20 protein-coding genes and 1 tRNA gene are annotated in these 15,048 nt (G+C 73.1%); 15 read left to right on the top strand and 6 right to left on the bottom strand.

Annotated features, from left to right (window positions below; all coding sequences use genetic code 11):
- The first annotated feature begins 2 nt into the window (after positions 1-2).
- The 4 genes from NKI68_RS08570 (at position 3) to NKI68_RS08555 (ending at position 2,251) form a co-directional block, all read left to right on the top strand.
- Positions 3-76, top strand: a tRNA-Tyr gene (locus NKI68_RS08570).
- A 438-nt stretch (positions 77-514) separates the two neighbouring features.
- The gene (locus tag NKI68_RS08565; protein ID WP_254546297.1) at positions 515-676 is read left to right on the top strand and encodes a hypothetical protein; all 162 of its coding nucleotides are present in this window, start codon (positions 515-517) and stop codon (positions 674-676) included.
- 443 nt (positions 677-1,119) lie between these two features.
- Positions 1,120-1,707, top strand: a complete 588-nt coding sequence (locus NKI68_RS08560) for a universal stress protein (protein ID WP_254546296.1) — start codon at positions 1,120-1,122, stop codon at positions 1,705-1,707.
- Between the two features lie 109 nt (positions 1,708-1,816).
- A complete protein-coding gene (locus NKI68_RS08555; protein WP_254546295.1) occupies positions 1,817-2,251 on the top strand; it encodes a DUF7522 family protein in 435 nt (144 codons plus the stop codon).
- On the opposite strand, the gene NKI68_RS08550 is transcribed toward NKI68_RS08555, so the two are convergent.
- Complete coding sequence (locus NKI68_RS08550; RefSeq protein WP_254546294.1) at positions 2,238-2,504, bottom strand: DUF7553 family protein; 267 nt, start codon at positions 2,502-2,504, stop codon at positions 2,238-2,240. The genes NKI68_RS08555 and NKI68_RS08550 overlap by 14 nt on opposite strands.
- A gap of 50 nt (positions 2,505-2,554) precedes the next feature.
- The gene (locus NKI68_RS08545; protein ID WP_254546293.1) at positions 2,555-2,818 is read right to left on the bottom strand and encodes a DUF7553 family protein; all 264 of its coding nucleotides are present in this window, start codon (positions 2,816-2,818) and stop codon (positions 2,555-2,557) included.
- A 146-nt stretch (positions 2,819-2,964) separates the two neighbouring features.
- On the opposite strand from NKI68_RS08545, the gene NKI68_RS08540 reads away from it, so the two are divergent.
- The 7 genes from NKI68_RS08540 to NKI68_RS08510 are packed head-to-tail and all read left to right on the top strand — an operon-like array spanning position 2,965 to position 8,636.
- Positions 2,965-3,585, top strand: a complete 621-nt coding sequence (locus NKI68_RS08540) for an HAD family hydrolase (RefSeq protein ID WP_254546292.1) — start codon at positions 2,965-2,967, stop codon at positions 3,583-3,585.
- Positions 3,586-4,521, top strand: coding sequence for an adenosylcobinamide-phosphate synthase CbiB (gene cbiB, locus NKI68_RS08535; protein ID WP_254546291.1), 936 nt, complete (start codon positions 3,586-3,588; stop codon positions 4,519-4,521).
- Positions 4,512-5,270: an adenosylcobinamide-GDP ribazoletransferase gene (gene cobS, locus NKI68_RS08530; RefSeq protein WP_254546290.1), complete on the top strand. Its 759-nt coding sequence runs from the start codon at positions 4,512-4,514 to the stop codon at positions 5,268-5,270. Before cbiB ends, cobS begins: the two co-directional genes overlap by 10 nt.
- Positions 5,270-5,824: an NTP transferase domain-containing protein gene (locus NKI68_RS08525; RefSeq protein ID WP_254546509.1), complete on the top strand. Its 555-nt coding sequence runs from the start codon at positions 5,270-5,272 to the stop codon at positions 5,822-5,824. Before cobS ends, NKI68_RS08525 begins: the two co-directional genes overlap by 1 nt.
- A complete protein-coding gene (locus NKI68_RS08520; protein ID WP_254546289.1) occupies positions 5,815-6,861 on the top strand; it encodes a nicotinate-nucleotide--dimethylbenzimidazole phosphoribosyltransferase in 1,047 nt (348 codons plus the stop codon). The genes NKI68_RS08525 and NKI68_RS08520 overlap by 10 nt, the downstream gene beginning before the upstream one ends.
- Positions 6,851-7,870: a threonine-phosphate decarboxylase gene (locus NKI68_RS08515; protein ID WP_254546288.1), complete on the top strand. Its 1,020-nt coding sequence runs from the start codon at positions 6,851-6,853 to the stop codon at positions 7,868-7,870. The genes NKI68_RS08520 and NKI68_RS08515 overlap by 11 nt, the downstream gene beginning before the upstream one ends.
- Positions 7,857-8,636 (top strand): adenosylcobinamide amidohydrolase, encoded by a 780-nt coding sequence (locus tag NKI68_RS08510; RefSeq protein ID WP_254546287.1) that lies wholly within the window; start codon positions 7,857-7,859, stop codon positions 8,634-8,636. The genes NKI68_RS08515 and NKI68_RS08510 overlap by 14 nt, the downstream gene beginning before the upstream one ends.
- 92 nt (positions 8,637-8,728) lie before the next feature.
- Here NKI68_RS08510 and NKI68_RS08505 read toward each other — a convergent pair whose 3' ends face one another.
- Positions 8,729-9,646 carry an alpha/beta hydrolase gene (locus NKI68_RS08505; RefSeq protein ID WP_254546286.1) on the bottom strand — a complete coding sequence of 306 codons (918 nt, stop codon included), beginning with the start codon at positions 9,644-9,646 and terminating at the stop codon, positions 8,729-8,731.
- 406 nt (positions 9,647-10,052) lie between these two features.
- Between NKI68_RS08505 and NKI68_RS08500 the strand changes: the two genes are divergently transcribed.
- The 3 genes from NKI68_RS08500 (at position 10,053) to NKI68_RS08490 (ending at position 11,519) form a co-directional block, all read left to right on the top strand.
- Positions 10,053-10,328 carry a hypothetical protein gene (locus NKI68_RS08500; RefSeq protein ID WP_254546285.1) on the top strand — a complete coding sequence of 92 codons (276 nt, stop codon included), beginning with the start codon at positions 10,053-10,055 and terminating at the stop codon, positions 10,326-10,328.
- A 208-nt stretch (positions 10,329-10,536) separates the two neighbouring features.
- Complete coding sequence (locus NKI68_RS08495; RefSeq protein WP_254546284.1) at positions 10,537-11,073, top strand: DUF7342 family protein; 537 nt, start codon at positions 10,537-10,539, stop codon at positions 11,071-11,073.
- The gene (locus NKI68_RS08490; protein WP_438267815.1) at positions 11,070-11,519 is read left to right on the top strand and encodes a toxin-antitoxin system TumE family protein; all 450 of its coding nucleotides are present in this window, start codon (positions 11,070-11,072) and stop codon (positions 11,517-11,519) included. Before NKI68_RS08495 ends, NKI68_RS08490 begins: the two co-directional genes overlap by 4 nt.
- Positions 11,520-11,554: 35 nt before the next feature.
- On the opposite strand, the gene NKI68_RS08485 is transcribed toward NKI68_RS08490, so the two are convergent.
- Positions 11,555-12,358, bottom strand: coding sequence for a DUF7839 domain-containing protein (locus NKI68_RS08485; RefSeq protein ID WP_254546282.1), 804 nt, complete (start codon positions 12,356-12,358; stop codon positions 11,555-11,557).
- 123 nt (positions 12,359-12,481) lie between these two features.
- Between NKI68_RS08485 and NKI68_RS08480 the strand changes: the two genes are divergently transcribed.
- A complete protein-coding gene (locus NKI68_RS08480) occupies positions 12,482-13,828 on the top strand; it encodes a cobyrinic acid a,c-diamide synthase (RefSeq protein ID WP_254546281.1) in 1,347 nt (448 codons plus the stop codon).
- On the opposite strand, the gene NKI68_RS08475 is transcribed toward NKI68_RS08480, so the two are convergent.
- Complete coding sequence (locus tag NKI68_RS08475; protein ID WP_254546280.1) at positions 13,825-14,547, bottom strand: DUF2270 domain-containing protein; 723 nt, start codon at positions 14,545-14,547, stop codon at positions 13,825-13,827. The genes NKI68_RS08480 and NKI68_RS08475 overlap by 4 nt on opposite strands.
- 36 nt (positions 14,548-14,583) lie before the next feature.
- Positions 14,584-14,985 (bottom strand): helix-turn-helix domain-containing protein, encoded by a 402-nt coding sequence (locus tag NKI68_RS08470; RefSeq protein ID WP_254546279.1) that lies wholly within the window; start codon positions 14,983-14,985, stop codon positions 14,584-14,586.
- Between the last annotated feature and the right edge of the window lie 63 nt (positions 14,986-15,048).

Raw genomic sequence — 15,048 nt, 5'->3', positions numbered from 1 at the left:
GACCGCCCTTAGCTCAGTCTGGCAGAGCAGTCGACTGTAGATCGACTTGCCCCCCGTTCAAATCGGGGAGGGCGGATTTGTCGTGTACATCCGGCCGAGCCGATTTCGTGCTCGGAAGTCGCAGTCCGCGAGCGTAGCGAGCGGAACCGTCTTCCGGCGTTCAAATCGGGGAGGGCGGACTTCTCCCGGGGATGCAGTGAGCAGTGAAACGCCCCCCTGAGCCGATTCGAACCAGTGAGTCCCACGGCGAATCGGGTGCGTCTTACAGCGTCCCGATCGAGGGACGCAGACCCTCCCCGTAACCGACGCAAGGGGCGGAACGTCTCCTCGACGCGGGACGAGACGGTCGGCCACAGCGTGTAAACGGAGCCGACGCCGTTCACCGGCGTCGAGTCGTCGCCGGGACCACGCCCGTCGGCCGGCTCCGGTTCGCGAGCGTCGATGTCCGGGGTGCCGACCGGTCGGTACGGGGACCGGCCGACAGCGTAAGTGCGTCCGGGCCCTCCCGTCGTACATGCCCCTCTACGAGGCGGCAGATGGGACGCGCGTCACCGGCAGCGAGATCTGCGACGCCCACCTCGCCGGCGAGCTTCCCCTGCGCGAGGTACGAGTCGTGGAGGACGGCGTCGTCGTCAGGGGGACGCACTACCGGCGGGTCCCCGACGAGTCCGCGTAGTCCGGGTGCGGCCACCGCCCTCCCGCGACGATCCAGTCGACGTGTTCGGGCCGGCGGTCGCTCGATTCGAGGTGTCGGACGGCGATCCAGAACGGTCTCTCCGACGGAACGTCGTCGGTCCACGGTGGGGTGGGGGAGGGTCTCCCCCCGGAACGTATGACGTGTGACACGTCTCCACCACGAATCGTGTGCCGATACTGGGAGTGCTCCCCGGCGGAGCGACGCCCACGGGGAGCAGTGCGACGCACTGGCATAGGCGTTGGCGCTATACGCATACCCCCGCCGCTCGGAGGCGGCTACGTCGTCGGTCGTGGCGGTCGCACCGTCGACCCCACTCGGTTCGATCGACTGCGTCCGTTTCGACTACGTCCGTTTCGATCGCGTCCGAACGATGGGGCGGATACGGCCGACAGTATAAGTGCCGTCCTCGCGCACCGTCGCCCATGTACGACGTCATCCTCGTTCCGACCGACGGCAGCGACATCGCGACGGCCGCGGCCGAGCACGCCTTCGAGTTGGCCCGGTCGGTCGGCGCGACGGTGCACCTCCTGTACGTGGTCGACGAGAGCGTCGAGAAGATGCTCTTCAGCGCACACAGCATGCGCACGACGCTCGAGGAGTTTCGCGAGACGGGCGAGGCCGCGCTCGACGCCCTGGTCGCGGAGGCCGAGGAGATGGGCGTCGACGCGGTGCCGGTGCTCGAACACGGCCTGTACGTCCACGCCGCCATCGTCGAGTACGCCGAAGACCACGACGTCGACCTCATCGTGATGGGGACCCGCGGTCGGGAGGGGTTCGAACACTTCCTCGGGAGCACCACCGAGCGGGTCCTCCTCGCGTCGTCGATCCCGGTGCTCGCGGTCTCGCCGCACGGCGTCCTCGACGTTCCGGCGGACGCGCCCGCCAGCGAGAGAGAGGTGGGTGGGGGGAGCGAGGCGGGTGACGGAAGGGCGGAGAGCGAGACGGACGAGGGACGGGAGCGGGCGTCCGAGCGGGGCGGGGACGACTCGAACGACGTGACGGACGGCTGACCCGGCGTCCGTCCGACAGTATCAGTCGCCGTCTCGTCGCTCGCTTCACCGCGCGGGCCGCGGTGGCGACGTACGATGTGCTCATACTCGCCCGTGATCTATCGGCGGTATGTCAACCGACATCTCGGTCGACTTCGCGGAGGGACTCGTCAGCACGTGCCGAACCGGTGTCGGTGACACGCTCCGTAGCGTGATCTACTTCACGCCGGACGCGTTCGATCTGCTCTACCTCCGAAGCGACCTCTACCCGAACGAGGAGCGCGCTCGAGAGGTGAAAGAGCGGTTCGTCGAGATCGAACGGGAGGGATTCGACGCCCAGCACAGCTACACCGAACTCTCGCTCGAACCCGACACCGAACCGGAGATCGGCGAGTACGAGTTCACCATCCGCGTCTTCTCGGACGGTTTCATTAGCCGCGTGCTCGTGGGCGACCACGGCGTGCTCATGACGACCGACGAGATGGACATCGACGCCTTCGAGGAGATCGCCGTCTCGGCGGGAAAGATGCTCGAGGAGGGCGCGTCGGAGGCTAGATACCGCTGACGCCCTTCCGGTACTCCTCGACGTGTTCGAGGGCGCGCTCGACGTGCTCCGCGCCGTCGCCCGCGTCGCCCGATAGCTCGCGCAGGATGTTCATGTGTCGGTCCAGTCGCCCCTGATCGGGACCCCGCTCGGCGCTCGCGAGGGTGGCGAGTTCGTCGGCCTGCCCCTCGATGCGCTCTCTCGTCTCGCCGTCGGCCATCGACGCCGCCTCGTTCAGTTCGTCGCTCGCGGCCTGGAGTTCCTCTCGAACCATAGCGACCGCTACGCGACCGTCCGACAAAACCGTTCACGTCGACTCGACTCTCAGGTCGACTCGGCCGCGCGGCGCACCTCGCGGACGCGGGCGATGGCCCGCTCCACGTGGTCGGCCCCGTCGCCCGCGTCCGGCACGAGTTCCTCGAGCGCCTCGACGTGGGCATCGAGGCGTTCCGGGTCGGAGATCCCCTCCACGACTAGCTTCGTCAGCTCGATCACCTGTCCGTGCAGACATCGCTCGACGCGGCCCTCGGTCCGTCCGGCGGCGGTCACGAGTTCGCGCCTCGCCGCCCGAAGCGCTGGTCGATGCATACCGCCGATTCGACCCCTCCCACTATAGCACTTTGCCACACGGTAGCAAGCGTGACGGCGATGGTCGCACGCAGGCGCGTCGGCGATACCGTCCGCCCTGGCGCGCGACCGTCGCGTTCAAGTCGAATTGGGCTAATCACACGGCAGTGGCGATTACGTTCGACCTCTTCGGAACGCTCGTCCGGGCGACGACGCCCGACGATCCCGCCCGCGCCGTGGCCGACGAGCTGACCGCCCGCGGCGTCGCCGTTCCCGACGACTGGGGCGACGCCTACCGCGAGCGGCACGTCGACGCTCCCGAGGGCGCGGAGGTCCCCCTCCCCGCGCACGTCGCGGCGGCCCTCCGCAGTCGGGGGGTAGACGCGCCCGCGAACGTCGCCCGCCGCGCGGTCGTCGCCGCCTTCGACCCCGACGTTGAGACGGTCCCGGGCGCGTCCGCGGCGGTCGCCGCCGCGGCCGCCAGCGGCCCGGTCGCCGTCTGCTCGAACTGTAGCGTCCCTGAACTCGTCGCCCGCGCGCTCATCCGCGCGGACGTAGACCGGTCGCTGTTCGACGCCGTCGTGACGAGCGTCGCCTGCGGCTGGCGCAAGCCCGACGCCCGGGCGTTCGAGGCGACCGCCCGGACGCTCGACGTCCCCCCCGACTCGCTGCTCCACGTCGGCGACGACCCCCGGACCGACGCCGGCGTCGAGGCCGTCGGCGGGCGCTTTCTCGACGTGGCGGATGTCCCGCTGACCGGGTTCCCCGACTGGCTGGAGGGGCGATAGATGTCGCTCGCGGCCGCCGGCGCGGTCCTGCTCGCCGGGGCGCTCGACGCGCTCCTCGCGGAGCCGCCGGCGCGCCTCCACCCCGTCGCCCGGTTCGGCCGCCTCGTCGCCCCCTTCGACCGCGAGTGGGCCCGTCCGCGGTTCGTCGGCACGTGCGTCGCCGTCGCGCTCCCGCTGCTCGCCGCGGGCGCGGCGTGGGCCGCGGTGCGTGCCGCGTCCACGCTCGACCCGCTCGCGGGGGCGCTCCTCGCGGCCCTCGTCCTCTTCTCGACCACGAGCAGGCGGATGCTCGTCGACGTCGCCCGCGAAGTGGTCGCCGCGTCCGCCGCCGACCTGCCGCGCGCGCGCCGCGAACTGCGCGCGCTCGCGGGCCGCGATTCGACCACCCTCTCCGCCGGGCAGGTCCGGAGCGCCGCCGTCGAGAGCGCCGCCGAGAACCTCGCCGACGGGCTCGTCGCGCCGCTGCTCGCGTTCGTCGCGGGGTCGCTCGTCGGCGGTCCGGCCCTCGGCGCGGGGGCCGCCGCGTGGGTGAAGGCGGTGAACACCCTCGACTCGATGCTCGGCTACCGCTCGAAGCCGGTCGGCACCGCGAGCGCCCGCCTGGATGACGCGGTCATGTGGCTCCCCGCCCGCGCGAGCGCGCTCCTGCTCGCGCTGTCGGCGCGCTCGCCCGCGGCGCTTGCGGCCGCGCGGCCGTGGCTCCCGGGCGTCCCCTCGCCCAACTCCGGGTGGCCGATGGGGACGCTCGCGGCGGCGACCGGCGCGCGCCTCGAGAAGCCGGACGTCTACGCCCTCAACCCCGACGCCCCGCTCCCCTCGCGGGCCGCCGCCGAGCGGGGGATCCGCGTCGCGGACCGGGCGGGGGTGCTCGCGTTCGCGCTGTCGGCGCTCGCGCTCGCCCTCCCCGCCCTCCCGGGGGTGATCGGGTGGTCCTGACCGCCCTCTCGGGCGCGCTCGGCTTCCTCTCGCGGCTCCCCGTCGGCCGCACCGAGGCGGCGTGGGAGGCCTTCCGGCGCGCGCCCGTCGCCTTCGTCCTCGCGGCGTACCCCATCGGCGCGCTCGCGGCGCTTCCCGTTGCGCTCGCCGCCGCGCTCTCGCTCCCCGGGCCGACGGTCGCGTTCGTCCTGCTCGCCGCGCTCGCGCTCGTGACGGGGGTGAACCACGCCGACGGCGTCGCCGACCTCGGGGACGCGGCGGCGGTCCACGGCTACCCGGCGGAGCGTCGCGCGGTCCTGAAGGACACGACCGTCGGCGTCGGGGCGGTCCTCGCGCTCGGGACGGTCCTCGTCGGCCTCGCGCTGGCGGGCATCGCGCTCGCCGCGCTCCCGCCACTCGCGCTCGCGGGCGTCGTGATCGCCGCGGAGGTGGGCGCGAAGCTCTCGATGGCGGCCGTCGCCTGCCTCGGCGAGGCGACCCACGACGGTCTCGGGGCGGGGTTCACCCGCCGCGCCGACGCCGCCCAGTTCGTCGGGCCTGCCGTCGCCGCCGTCCCCGCGCTCGCGCTGACCGGCCTCTCCCTCGCCGCGGTGGGGGCCGTCCTCGCCGGCCTCGCGGGCGGGCTCGCCGTCCTCTGGTGGGCGCGGGGGGCGCTCGGCGGCGCGAACGGTGACGTCTTCGGCGCGGCGAACGAGGTCGGGCGCGTCTGCGCGCTCCACGCGGGGGTGGTCCTGTGGACGCTCTCCTGATGTGCGGCGGGCGCGGCACGCGCCTCGACCGCGGCGAGAAACCCCTCGTCGAGGTCTGCGGCGAACCGATGGTCGCGCGCGTCGCCGCCGCCTGCGCCGCATCGCGCGTCGAGGCGACCTACGCCGTCACCTCCCCGCACGCCCCCCAGACCGTCCGCGTCGCCCGCGAGCGCCTCGACCTCCCGTCGATCGGGACGCCCGGCGAGGGCTACGTGGCCGACCTCGACCGCGCGCTCGCGGACCCGCGGGTCGAGCCGCCCGTCCTCACCGTCGTCGCGGACCTCCCGCTGCTCGACGGGCCGACGCTCGACGCCGTGCTCGACGCGGCCGCCGAGCGCGGGTCGCTCGCCGTCTGCGTCCCCGCCTCGCTGAAGCGCGCCCTCGGCGCGAGCGTCGATACCGCGTTCGAGCACGAGGGGCGCGAACTCGCCCCGACCGGCTGCAACGTCGTCGCCGACGACCCCGATTCCATCATGATCACCGAAAACGATCGACTCGCCGTCAACGTGAACCGCCCGAGAGACGTCCGGATCGCGGAGGAACGATGCGACTAGTCCTGGTCGCCGGGGCGACCGAGGTTGCCGCCGTCGAGGGGATCAGCGCCGCCGGGGCGCACCCCGCGCTCATGCGCCACACGCCGAGCGCCGACGCCGAGATCCTGACCTACGGCGCGCCCGTCACCGCCCCGGACGGGACGACCCACCCGACGCCGGTCAGCCCGGAGGGCTGTCCGACGCCCGCGGTGATGACCCGCGCCGCCCGCGAGGTGCTCGGCTTCGACGCGACCGTCGTGGACGCGGGCCTCGCCGCGCCGACGGGCGCGCCGGTCGTCTCCCTCGGCGCGGAACCGGGCCGCGACGTGCGCGCCCCGGTGGCCGTCCCCGACGCCGACGGGGTCTTCGACCGCGCGCGCCGCCTCGGCCGCTCCCTGCCGGGGCCGCTCGTCCTCGCGGAGACGATCCCCGGGGGGACGACCACCGCTCTCGGGACGCTCACCGCGCTCGGCCGCGACGCGGGCGTCTCCTCCTCGCTCCCCGAGAACCCCCTCGAACTGAAGCGGGAGGTGGTCGCCTCGGGGCTCGACGCCTCCGGACTGGAACCCGGGGACGCGGCGGACGACCCGCTGCTCGCCGTCCGCGCGGTGGGCGATCCCGTCCTCGCCGGCGTGGCCGGCCTCGCCGTGGGGGCGCTCGATTCGGGGACCGAGGTCGTCCTCGGCGGCGGGACGCAGATGCTCGCGGCGGCCGCCGTCGCTAGAGGGTTCACCGACGGGCCGCTCGAACTCGCCACCACCTCCTTCGTCGCGGACTCGACGCCCGACCTCCGCGGGGCCTGCGCCGCGCTCGACCTCGACCCGACGATCACCGATCCCGGGTTCACCGACGAGCACGTCGCGACCCGCCACTACCTGGCGGGCGTCGGCAAGGAGGGCGTCGGGATGGGCGGGGCGCTGGCGCTCGCGGCCGAGCGCGGCGCGCTCCCCGCGGTCCGCGACCGGATCCGGATCGTCTACGACCGCCTGCTCGCGGGTGGGGACGCCGAATCACCTGCTCCCGCCGGGAGGGACGCGGGGACCGACGATGGACCCTGAGAGCGTCGATTCCGTCTCGCGCGTGCCTCACGGGAGCGACGACTCGGTCGACCTCGACCTGAGCGCCAACTGCAACCCGTTCGTCCCCGAGGGCGCGCGCGCGGCGTACGACCGGGCGTTCGACGCCTCCCGGACCTACCCCCGCGACGACTACCCCGCGTTCCGGCGGGCGGCCGCCGACCACGTGGGGTGCGATCCGGAGCACGTCGTGCCGACGCCGGGCGGCCTCGCGGCGATCCGCCTCGCGGTCGGCGTGACGGTCGCGCCGGGCGACTCCGTGCTCGTCCCGTACCCCTCCTTCGGCGAGTACGCCCGCGAGGTGCGCCTGCAGGGCGGCGTCCCCGAGTTCGTCCCGCACGCGGACCTCCTCGACACCAACCCCGACGGGCGCGCGCTCGCCGTCCTCTGCGCGCCGAACAACCCGACCGGCGACCTCCCCGATCCCGACCGCCTCGACGCCTTCCTCGACCGCTGTCGCGCGGCGGGGACGCCGCTCCTCGCGGACGAGGCGTTCCTCGACTTCACCGACCGCCCGTCGCTCGCGGGCGCGTCGGGGGTGATCGTCGCCCGGTCGCTGACGAAGGTGTTCGGCCTGCCCGGCCTCCGCGCGGGATTCGCCGTCGCCGACGGCCGCCTCGGGGAGCGCCTGCGGACGGCCGTCCCGGCGTGGGCGCTCGGGACGCCCGCCGCGCGCGTCGGCGCGCGCTGCATGCGCGAGGAGGCCTTCGTCCGCGAGACGTGCCGCCGGGTCGCCCGCGAGCGCGAGCGCCTCCGCGAGGGGCTCGCACGGCACTTCGAGGTGTACCCCTCCGACGCGCCCTTCCTGCTGTGCGACGTGGGGGCCGACCCCGCGCCGCTGCTCGCCGCCCTCCGCGAGCGCGGGATCGCCCTCCGGGACGCGACCACGTTCCGGGGGCTCGACTCGCACGTCCGCGTGGCGGTGCGGACGGCGGAGGCGACCGACCGCCTGCTCGACGCGCTCGCGGAGGTGGACGGTGTACTCGACTGACGCGACCGAGGGGGTGTGTCGCCTGCGGGCGGACCGACGGGTCCGGTGGCTCTCCTCGGGGTGGTGCGGGGGCTTTCGCGAGGCGTGCGCGGCGTACAACGTCGGCGTCCCCGAGGGCTGGCCCGAGGTGGACCTCGACGCGTACGCGGACTCGCGCCGCGAGCGGGCGGGGTTCGACGCCCCCGGGCCGACGCTCTTCACCGGCGTCGATACCCGCCACGCGCGCGGGGCGCGACTCAACGGGGTCGTCTGCCTCGCCACGGCGGGCGTCTCGAACCCCGCGTCGCTCCCGATGGAGCCGCGGGAGGCGGCGGAGGCGACCGCCCGGGCGGACTCGCCCGACCCGCCTCCCGCTTCGTCGAACGCCCCACCGAACGCTCCGCCGGACGCCTCGTCGGACGACGAACCGCCGGGGACGGTGAACGTCCTCCTCGGCGCAGAGACGCCCCTGACCGAGGGGGCGCTCGCGTCGCTGCTGGGGGTGGTCGTCGAGGCGAAGACGGCCGCGCTGCTCGCCGAGACGGGCTTTCCGGGGACGACGACGGACGCCGCGGTCGTCGGCTGTCCGCCGGGCGACGATCCCGACTCGTTCGCCGGCAGCGCCACCGCGGTCGGCGGCGCGGCGCGGGCGTGCGTCAGGGAGGCCGTCAGGGCGAGCCTCGCCTCGCGCTACGCCGAGGACGGCTGGGAACTCCCGGAGACGGTCGCGGCGGCGGAGTACGGCGTCGTGACCGACGAGCGGGCCGCGGTCTTCGAACTCGGCTGACCGTCGGCGCTGGCCGCCGCCCAGCGCTCCGAGATTTACGTCGGTCGTCCGGCGAAGCCGCCGCTGCGGACGCGAGAGCGATCCAGCCTCGATCAGATCCGTCCGACCCGATCCTGAAACTCCCCCACGACGTCGTACAGCGCCCGTCGACGATGGCCGTGCATGACGTAGTGGTCCGCGCCCGCGAGTTCGTGGTACTCGGCCGCGTCGTCCGGACACCCCAGTTCGTCGTAGAGCGTCGTCGCGTCCTCGCGCACCGAGATGGCGTCCGCGCTCCCCCGGATCACGAGCGTCGGCACCTCGACGTTCGCCGCGTCGTACGGCGGCTCGCCCCGCCCGCAGTCGTAGTAGTCCGCGAGCGCGCCGGTCTGGGCGAGGTAGCGGTCCTCGTCGACGCCCTGGTTCGACTCCACCTGCGTCCGCCAGATCGCCTCGAACAGGTCGTCGGCCTCCCCCTGGCGCTCCTTCACCGTCTCGTACTCCTGGTAGTAGTACGCGCCGAAGTCGGGGTCGACGCCGAGCGCGGCGAGGCCCTCCTCCACGTCGTAGGGTACCTCGTAGACCGGCGCGACCTGCGTCAGCGAGCGCACGTCGGGCGCGTCGCGCTCGACGAACCGCCCGCAGGTGTTCGTTCCCCAGGAGACGCCGACGAGGTGGACCGCGTCGTACTCCTCGCGGACGAACGCGTAGGCGTCGGCGACGTCCTTCGCCGCGAGGTCGGCGCGCACGGGCGGGTCGTTCTCCTCCGGCGGCTCGTCCAGTTCGGGCGGGCGCTCGGAGTCGCCGTACCCCCGCACGTCGAGGGCGAACGCCGTCCGACCCGAATCGGCCGTCGCGGCCAGCCACGAGCGGGAGTCGTCGCCGGGCACGGGCGGGTCGAACAGCGCCCGCGAGCAGGTGATGCTCCCGTGGACGTAGAGGACGGCCTCCTCGGCGTCCGCGGCGGTCCGCTCCCAGAGGTTCAGCGCGAGGCCGTCGCGGGCCTCGACGGTGTGTGCGACCGGTTCCATGTGCCGTGACACCGCGCCCGACGACGAAAAGCGCCGGGGTGTGTCACTTCGTGTCAATCCTACACAACGACTAAGAGGGTGCCGCCGATACGAGAGGACGTGCCACGCGCCCGACTCAGGGCGCCGGTGCTCGTCCATGACCGCGTTCAACCACATCCCGACGCTCGCTGTCCCGGTCAGCGGGGGGTACGTGGTCGACGCGGCGAAGCACCGCTGCACTCGGTCCACCCGTCTCGCGTAACCGGACGGCGACGCCCCGTCCGGACGGTGTCGGGTGGGACCGAGTGCGCTAGCGTTCTCCCCGACATCAGTCTTCGCGAGCAGACGCGAGTCACCGCGACTCGCGCAGTGGGCCGCGTCCGCGTGGAACGGCCACGCTCCGGGTTCGACCCCCGGCGGACGCCTCATGCCCCTGCATGAACTCGCGGCCACGTCGGTGGCCGTCAGGCTCTGGGTGCCCCGCGGTGCCGCAGGCGACCTCGCCGGCGGCGCGCGGAGCGTCCTCGAAGGCGTAGCGGCGATCGAACGCGTCGACTCGCTCGACGTCCGCGGCTTTCGCCCCACGGCGACGGACATCCGCGTCGACCTCCTCGCGGAGGTCGCGCTCGTCGCCGACGCGGAGGCCGCCGACCTCGAAGCGGGCTTCGGCGTCATCGAGGCGACGGTGGAGGCGGAGGCGTGACCCCGATCGAGAACTCGGGTCGCGCGTTCCGCCCGCCGGTCGGGAATCCGTCCGCAGGTTCGACTCCTGCCGGGACGCCTCGCTCGCGGTCGACTCACTGTCGTCGACCGCGGCGCTGGTGACCCTGATTCCGCCCCGATCACCTCGCCCTCTTCTCAGATATTTGCGCGTTCTAAATCTATATTGCGACGTAGCGCGTACGTCCCGTATGAGCGACTTCGATCCCGTGCCCTCGCGGGACGCCGTCGACGAGGTTCGTCGTCGCTGGCGCGATCGGACCGACACGTTCGGCCGGGTGTACGACGCCGTCCTCGGAATCTCGGAACCGACGCCGTATCCCCGCATCGCCGAGCGTGCCGAGTGCTCGCCGAACGCGGCGAAGAAACACCTCGACCGCCTCGCGGACATGGGGATCGTCCGGGCCGACCGTGGGAGTCGCCCGGCGCGCTACGAGCGCAACGACGCCTACTTAGAGTGGCAGGAGGCCAGTCGCATCGCCGCCGATCTCTCGATCGACGAGATCGTAGAGCGCGTCGAGCGGTTCGAGGAGCGCCGCCGTCGGTTCGAGGAGCGATTTGGGGCTACCGATCCGACGACCGTCTCGGTGTTCGACTCGGACGACCACGAGGCGATCCACGAGCGGATGGCGGCGATCGGCGAGTGGCGGGCCATCGACCGCGACGTTCGCCTGTACGAACTCGCGCGTCGGCTCGCCCAGAACGACGGCCACCTCCTCCCCGCATAGTCGTGTCGGGCGACGAGCCTCCGACGACGGGTCCGCCCGACCGACAGACGCTCCGCCTGCTCGAACGACGACTGGCAGACGAGCCGCTGGTCGAGACGACGGCGTTCGATCCTGACGCGTACGAACCGCAACTCCTGCGGGCGCGACTCGACGCCGCGCGGTATCCGTCGACGGTCGAGGCCGCTCGGCTCGACGTCCGGTGGTTCACGAGCGGCGACTTCTCCGTTCAGTACGTCGAGACGGCGGCGAACGGCGTGCGCTGGACCTGTCGGTGGGATCGCCACCCCAACTCGCACGACCCTCGGCTTCACTTTCATCGACCGCCCGACGGAACGAGCGTCGAGGGCCTCTCGTTGGAGTCGGTCCACCCGCTCGACGTCCTGTCTACGGTACTCGCGGCGGTGGAACGGCGGGTTGCGCAGCGGTGGGACGCCGGCGAGGAGTAGCGCCGGACGACGGGGCGCGGTCAGTCGTCCGCCGTTCACTCCCTCGCGTCCACCAGTTCGTAGCTCACGTTGTGCTCGCGCAGGCGGTCGGTGTGCGCGGAGCGCTCGCGCGCCGTGAGCACCAGCAGGACTGACAGCCCCCGCACGGCGGCCTCCTGGACCGCGAGGGCGGTTCCGAAGCGCACGTCGGGTTCGCGCTCCGCCCGCCGGACGGCCGCGAGCGCCTCCGTCCCCGCGACGGCGACGAGGTCGTGGTCGGCGGCGAGGGCGGCGAGGCGGTCCGCGCCGACCGCGCGACTGCCCCCCTCGCGGACGCCGGGGAGGACGACGACGGTCACCCGGCCGGGTCGGTAGTCGAGCAACCCCTCGAACTCCGCGACGCCGACGTCCTCGCCCGCCTCGGCGTCGGTGATGGCGACGGCCCGCGCGCCGTCCGTCCCCTCGGGGGCGGCGTGGAGCGTCCCGTCGCGCATCGAGAGGGCGACGCGGTCGCCGGCCGCGACGGCGGCCTCGGCGATCGCCGTCTCGGATTCGACCTGGCCGATCACCTCCTCGGTGACGAACTCGGTGTAATCGCGGAGGTCCTCGGTCCGGGAGATGAGCCAGTCGACGCCCTCCTTCGTCACCTCGTAGCGCCCGCGGCCGTGCTTCTCGACGTACTCCGCGTCGACGAGGTCGCGGACGTACTCGCTCACCGCCTGCGCCGTGACGCCGACGGCGTCGGCGATCTCCTGCTGGCTCACCGCCGGCTGGCGGGCGGCGATGGCGACGAGGATCTGGTAGCGCGAGGCGTCCCGCTTGTTCCGCAGGACCGAGACGTCGCGGTCGCCGTCTGTCATACCCCCCTTTGCGTCCCCCGGCGCAAGTAGTTTACCAGATATCCCAGCGCACTTTCGCCGGAGTCCAAGTCACCTTTCGCCTCGACCCGTAGCCTCCTTGTCCCCCGACGCGAACCCCCGGCCATGGACGGTATCGTCGTCGCCGGGACACACTCCGGCGCGGGGAAGACGGTCGCCACGCTGGCGCTCTGCCGTGCGCTCTCGGACGCCGGATACGACGTCAGGCCCGCGAAGGCCGGCCCGGACTTCATCGACCCGAGCCACCACGCCGCGGTCACCGGTCGCCCCTCGCGGACGCTCGACCCGTGGCTGGAGGGCGAGGAGGGGATGCGTCGCAACTACTACCGCGGCGCGGACGACGCCGGCGGGGCGCGCTCGGCCGCCGGGAGCGCGGGGTCGCCCCCCGTCTGCGTCGTCGAGGGGATGATGGGGCTCTACGACGGGGACGTGAGCACGGCTCGGGTCGCGGCGATCCTCGACCTGCCGGTCGTGCTCGTCGTCGACGCGAAGGCGGGCATGGAGAGCGTCGCCGCGACGGCGCTCGGGTTCCGCGCCTACGCGGCGCACGCCGGGATCGACGTGGACGTGGTCGGGATCGTCGCCCAGCGTGCCCACGGTGGCCGCCACGAGCGGGGCATCCGCGACGCGCTCCCCGAGGGGATCGAGTACCTCGGGCGGATCCCGCCGCGCGAGGACCTCGAGATCCCCGATCGCCACCTCGGCCTCCACATGGGCGACGAAGCGCCGCTCGGCCGGGAGGCGCTGTCGGCCGCCGCGGCGCACCTCGACGCGGAGCGCGTGCGCGACCTGGCGCGCGCCCCGCCCCGGCCCGAGCCACCGGAGCCGGGATCGCAGACCGGCGCGCGCGTCGCCGTCGCCCGCGACGACGCTTTCCGCTTTCTCTACCCGGCGACGGTCGAGCGCCTGCGCGAGCGGGCGGTCGTCGAGACGTTCGCGCCGACGGCAGGCGACGACCTCCCCGACTGCGACGGGGTGTACCTCTCGGGGGGCTACCCCGAGCGCCACGCCGCCGCGCTCGCCGCGAGCCCCGCGCTCGAGACGATCGGGGAGCGCGCGCCGGAGGGCCTCCCGGTCTTCGGGGAGTGCGGGGGGTTGATGGCGCTCGCGGAGTCGCTCGAGGTGGACGGGGAGACCCACGGCATGGCGGGCGTCCTCCCCGCCGAGGTGCGGATGTGCGACCGATTCCAGGCGCTGGATCACGTCGAACTGACCGCGCGGCGGGACGCGCCCACCGCGCGGGCGGGCGAGACGCTACGCGGTCACGAGTTCCACTACTCGGCGGCTGACGTGGGGTCGGACGCCCGCTTCGCCTTCGACGTGGCGCGCGGACGGGGGATCGACGGCGAGCGCGACGGCCTCCTCGAGTACCGGACGCTCGGGACCTACGCGCACGTCCACGCCGAGAGCGGCGCGTTCGACCGCTTCGTCGAGTCCATCGACTCGCTCTAGTCCTCGTCCTCCCACGCGCCGACGTTCTGTCGGCGGAGTTCGCCCATCGCTCGCCACCGCCGGGGACGGAACGCGACGACCGCGAGGGCCGCGTAGAACAGGACGACAGCGGCGGTCACGAGCGCCCCCGGGATCGCCCCGATCGCGGCGCTCGCCGGCCACTCGGCGTCGGGCGTGAGGACGACGACGCGGAGGAGCCACGCGAGGAGGAGCAGCGAGAGCAGCGGGAGGTAGATCCGCCGGAGGCGGTGGGCGATCGCCTCCTCCCAGGTGATCTTCGCGACGGGGCGGCGGTAGTCCTGGCTCAACTCCCGTCGCCACCGGGGGTCGACGACGCCCGAACTCGGGTCGAGCGCGTTGGCGAAGACGTTCTCCTGGAGCAGGCGCACGCGCGATCGCCAGATGTCGTACCCGCGGTACCGGCGCGCCTCGATGACGAGGAACATCGTCACCGCGGCCACGCCGACGAGGATGATGTAGTGGGGTCGGTCGGAACTGCTGAACGCCCACGTGAGGACGGCGGCCATGATCGTGACCGCCCAGTTGGTCGTGCGGTCGAGGCGCTCGCGCCAGAACTTCATGCGGTGGATCTCGCCGCGGTAGAGGTGCGCGAACGCCGATCCGGGACTCATCGTCTCGTCGAACAACCCCTCGCCCACGCTCCGCTCTCGCTCCCCGGTCGGGTCGAACTCCGAGTCGGTGTCGTCGTGTCGGGCCATCGTCTCTCGGTCGGTGGCTCGTCGCCCCGTCGCCCGCTACTGTTCGATCGGCGGGGAGGCGGCCGCGTCGTCGTACTTCCGGCGGAACTCGCCGATGAGCTGGCCCATCTTGGCGTACCAGTCGTTGAGCATGCGCTGCATGTCGTCGGCGATCGCGTCGGGGTCGGTCGGCCGGTAGACGTGGTAGTAGCCGCCCTGCTCGTAGTTCACCTGGTCCTTCTGGACGAACCCCGCCTGCAGGAGCCGCTGGATCGCCCGGTAGGCGGTCGAACGCTCCCGCCCGACCCGCTCGGCCACCTCGTCGACGGTCAGCGACTCGCCGCTCTCGACGAGGATACGAAAGACCTCCCTGTCCAGGTCCTTCAGCCCGTGAATGCACTCGAGCAAGCCCTCGCACTCCATGTCCCGCTTGAGGTACTCGCTCATCGAATCTGCCATCTCGATCCGTGGTAGGCATCGGGTCCTGAAAAGGGTTGTGCGGTGTGTGCACGACCGCGCACG

It is taken from the genome of Halomarina pelagica (assembly GCF_024228315.1).
Taxonomy (GTDB): Archaea; Halobacteriota; Halobacteria; order Halobacteriales; family Haloarculaceae; genus Halomarina; species Halomarina pelagica.
This window is presented reverse-complemented; position numbering and strand designations above follow the sequence as displayed.

Coding starts and splice junctions, on each gene's coding strand:
- NKI68_RS08565 (WP_254546297.1), top strand. CDS start 515: ATGCCCCTCTACGAGGCGGCAGATGGGACGCGCGTCACCGGCAGCGAG.
- NKI68_RS08560 (WP_254546296.1), top strand. CDS start 1,120: ATGTACGACGTCATCCTCGTTCCGACCGACGGCAGCGACATCGCGACG.
- NKI68_RS08555 (WP_254546295.1), top strand. CDS start 1,817: ATGTCAACCGACATCTCGGTCGACTTCGCGGAGGGACTCGTCAGCACG.
- NKI68_RS08550 (WP_254546294.1), bottom strand. CDS start 2,504: ATGGTTCGAGAGGAACTCCAGGCCGCGAGCGACGAACTGAACGAGGCG.
- NKI68_RS08545 (WP_254546293.1), bottom strand. CDS start 2,818: ATGCATCGACCAGCGCTTCGGGCGGCGAGGCGCGAACTCGTGACCGCC.
- cbiB (WP_254546291.1), top strand. CDS start 3,586: ATGTCGCTCGCGGCCGCCGGCGCGGTCCTGCTCGCCGGGGCGCTCGAC.
- NKI68_RS08525 (WP_254546509.1), top strand. CDS start 5,270: ATGTGCGGCGGGCGCGGCACGCGCCTCGACCGCGGCGAGAAACCCCTC.
- NKI68_RS08520 (WP_254546289.1), top strand. CDS start 5,815: ATGCGACTAGTCCTGGTCGCCGGGGCGACCGAGGTTGCCGCCGTCGAG.
- NKI68_RS08515 (WP_254546288.1), top strand. CDS start 6,851: ATGGACCCTGAGAGCGTCGATTCCGTCTCGCGCGTGCCTCACGGGAGC.
- NKI68_RS08505 (WP_254546286.1), bottom strand. CDS start 9,646: ATGGAACCGGTCGCACACACCGTCGAGGCCCGCGACGGCCTCGCGCTG.
- NKI68_RS08500 (WP_254546285.1), top strand. CDS start 10,053: ATGCCCCTGCATGAACTCGCGGCCACGTCGGTGGCCGTCAGGCTCTGG.
- NKI68_RS08495 (WP_254546284.1), top strand. CDS start 10,537: ATGAGCGACTTCGATCCCGTGCCCTCGCGGGACGCCGTCGACGAGGTT.
- NKI68_RS08485 (WP_254546282.1), bottom strand. CDS start 12,358: ATGACAGACGGCGACCGCGACGTCTCGGTCCTGCGGAACAAGCGGGAC.
- NKI68_RS08480 (WP_254546281.1), top strand. CDS start 12,482: ATGGACGGTATCGTCGTCGCCGGGACACACTCCGGCGCGGGGAAGACG.
- NKI68_RS08475 (WP_254546280.1), bottom strand. CDS start 14,547: ATGGCCCGACACGACGACACCGACTCGGAGTTCGACCCGACCGGGGAG.
- NKI68_RS08470 (WP_254546279.1), bottom strand. CDS start 14,985: ATGGCAGATTCGATGAGCGAGTACCTCAAGCGGGACATGGAGTGCGAG.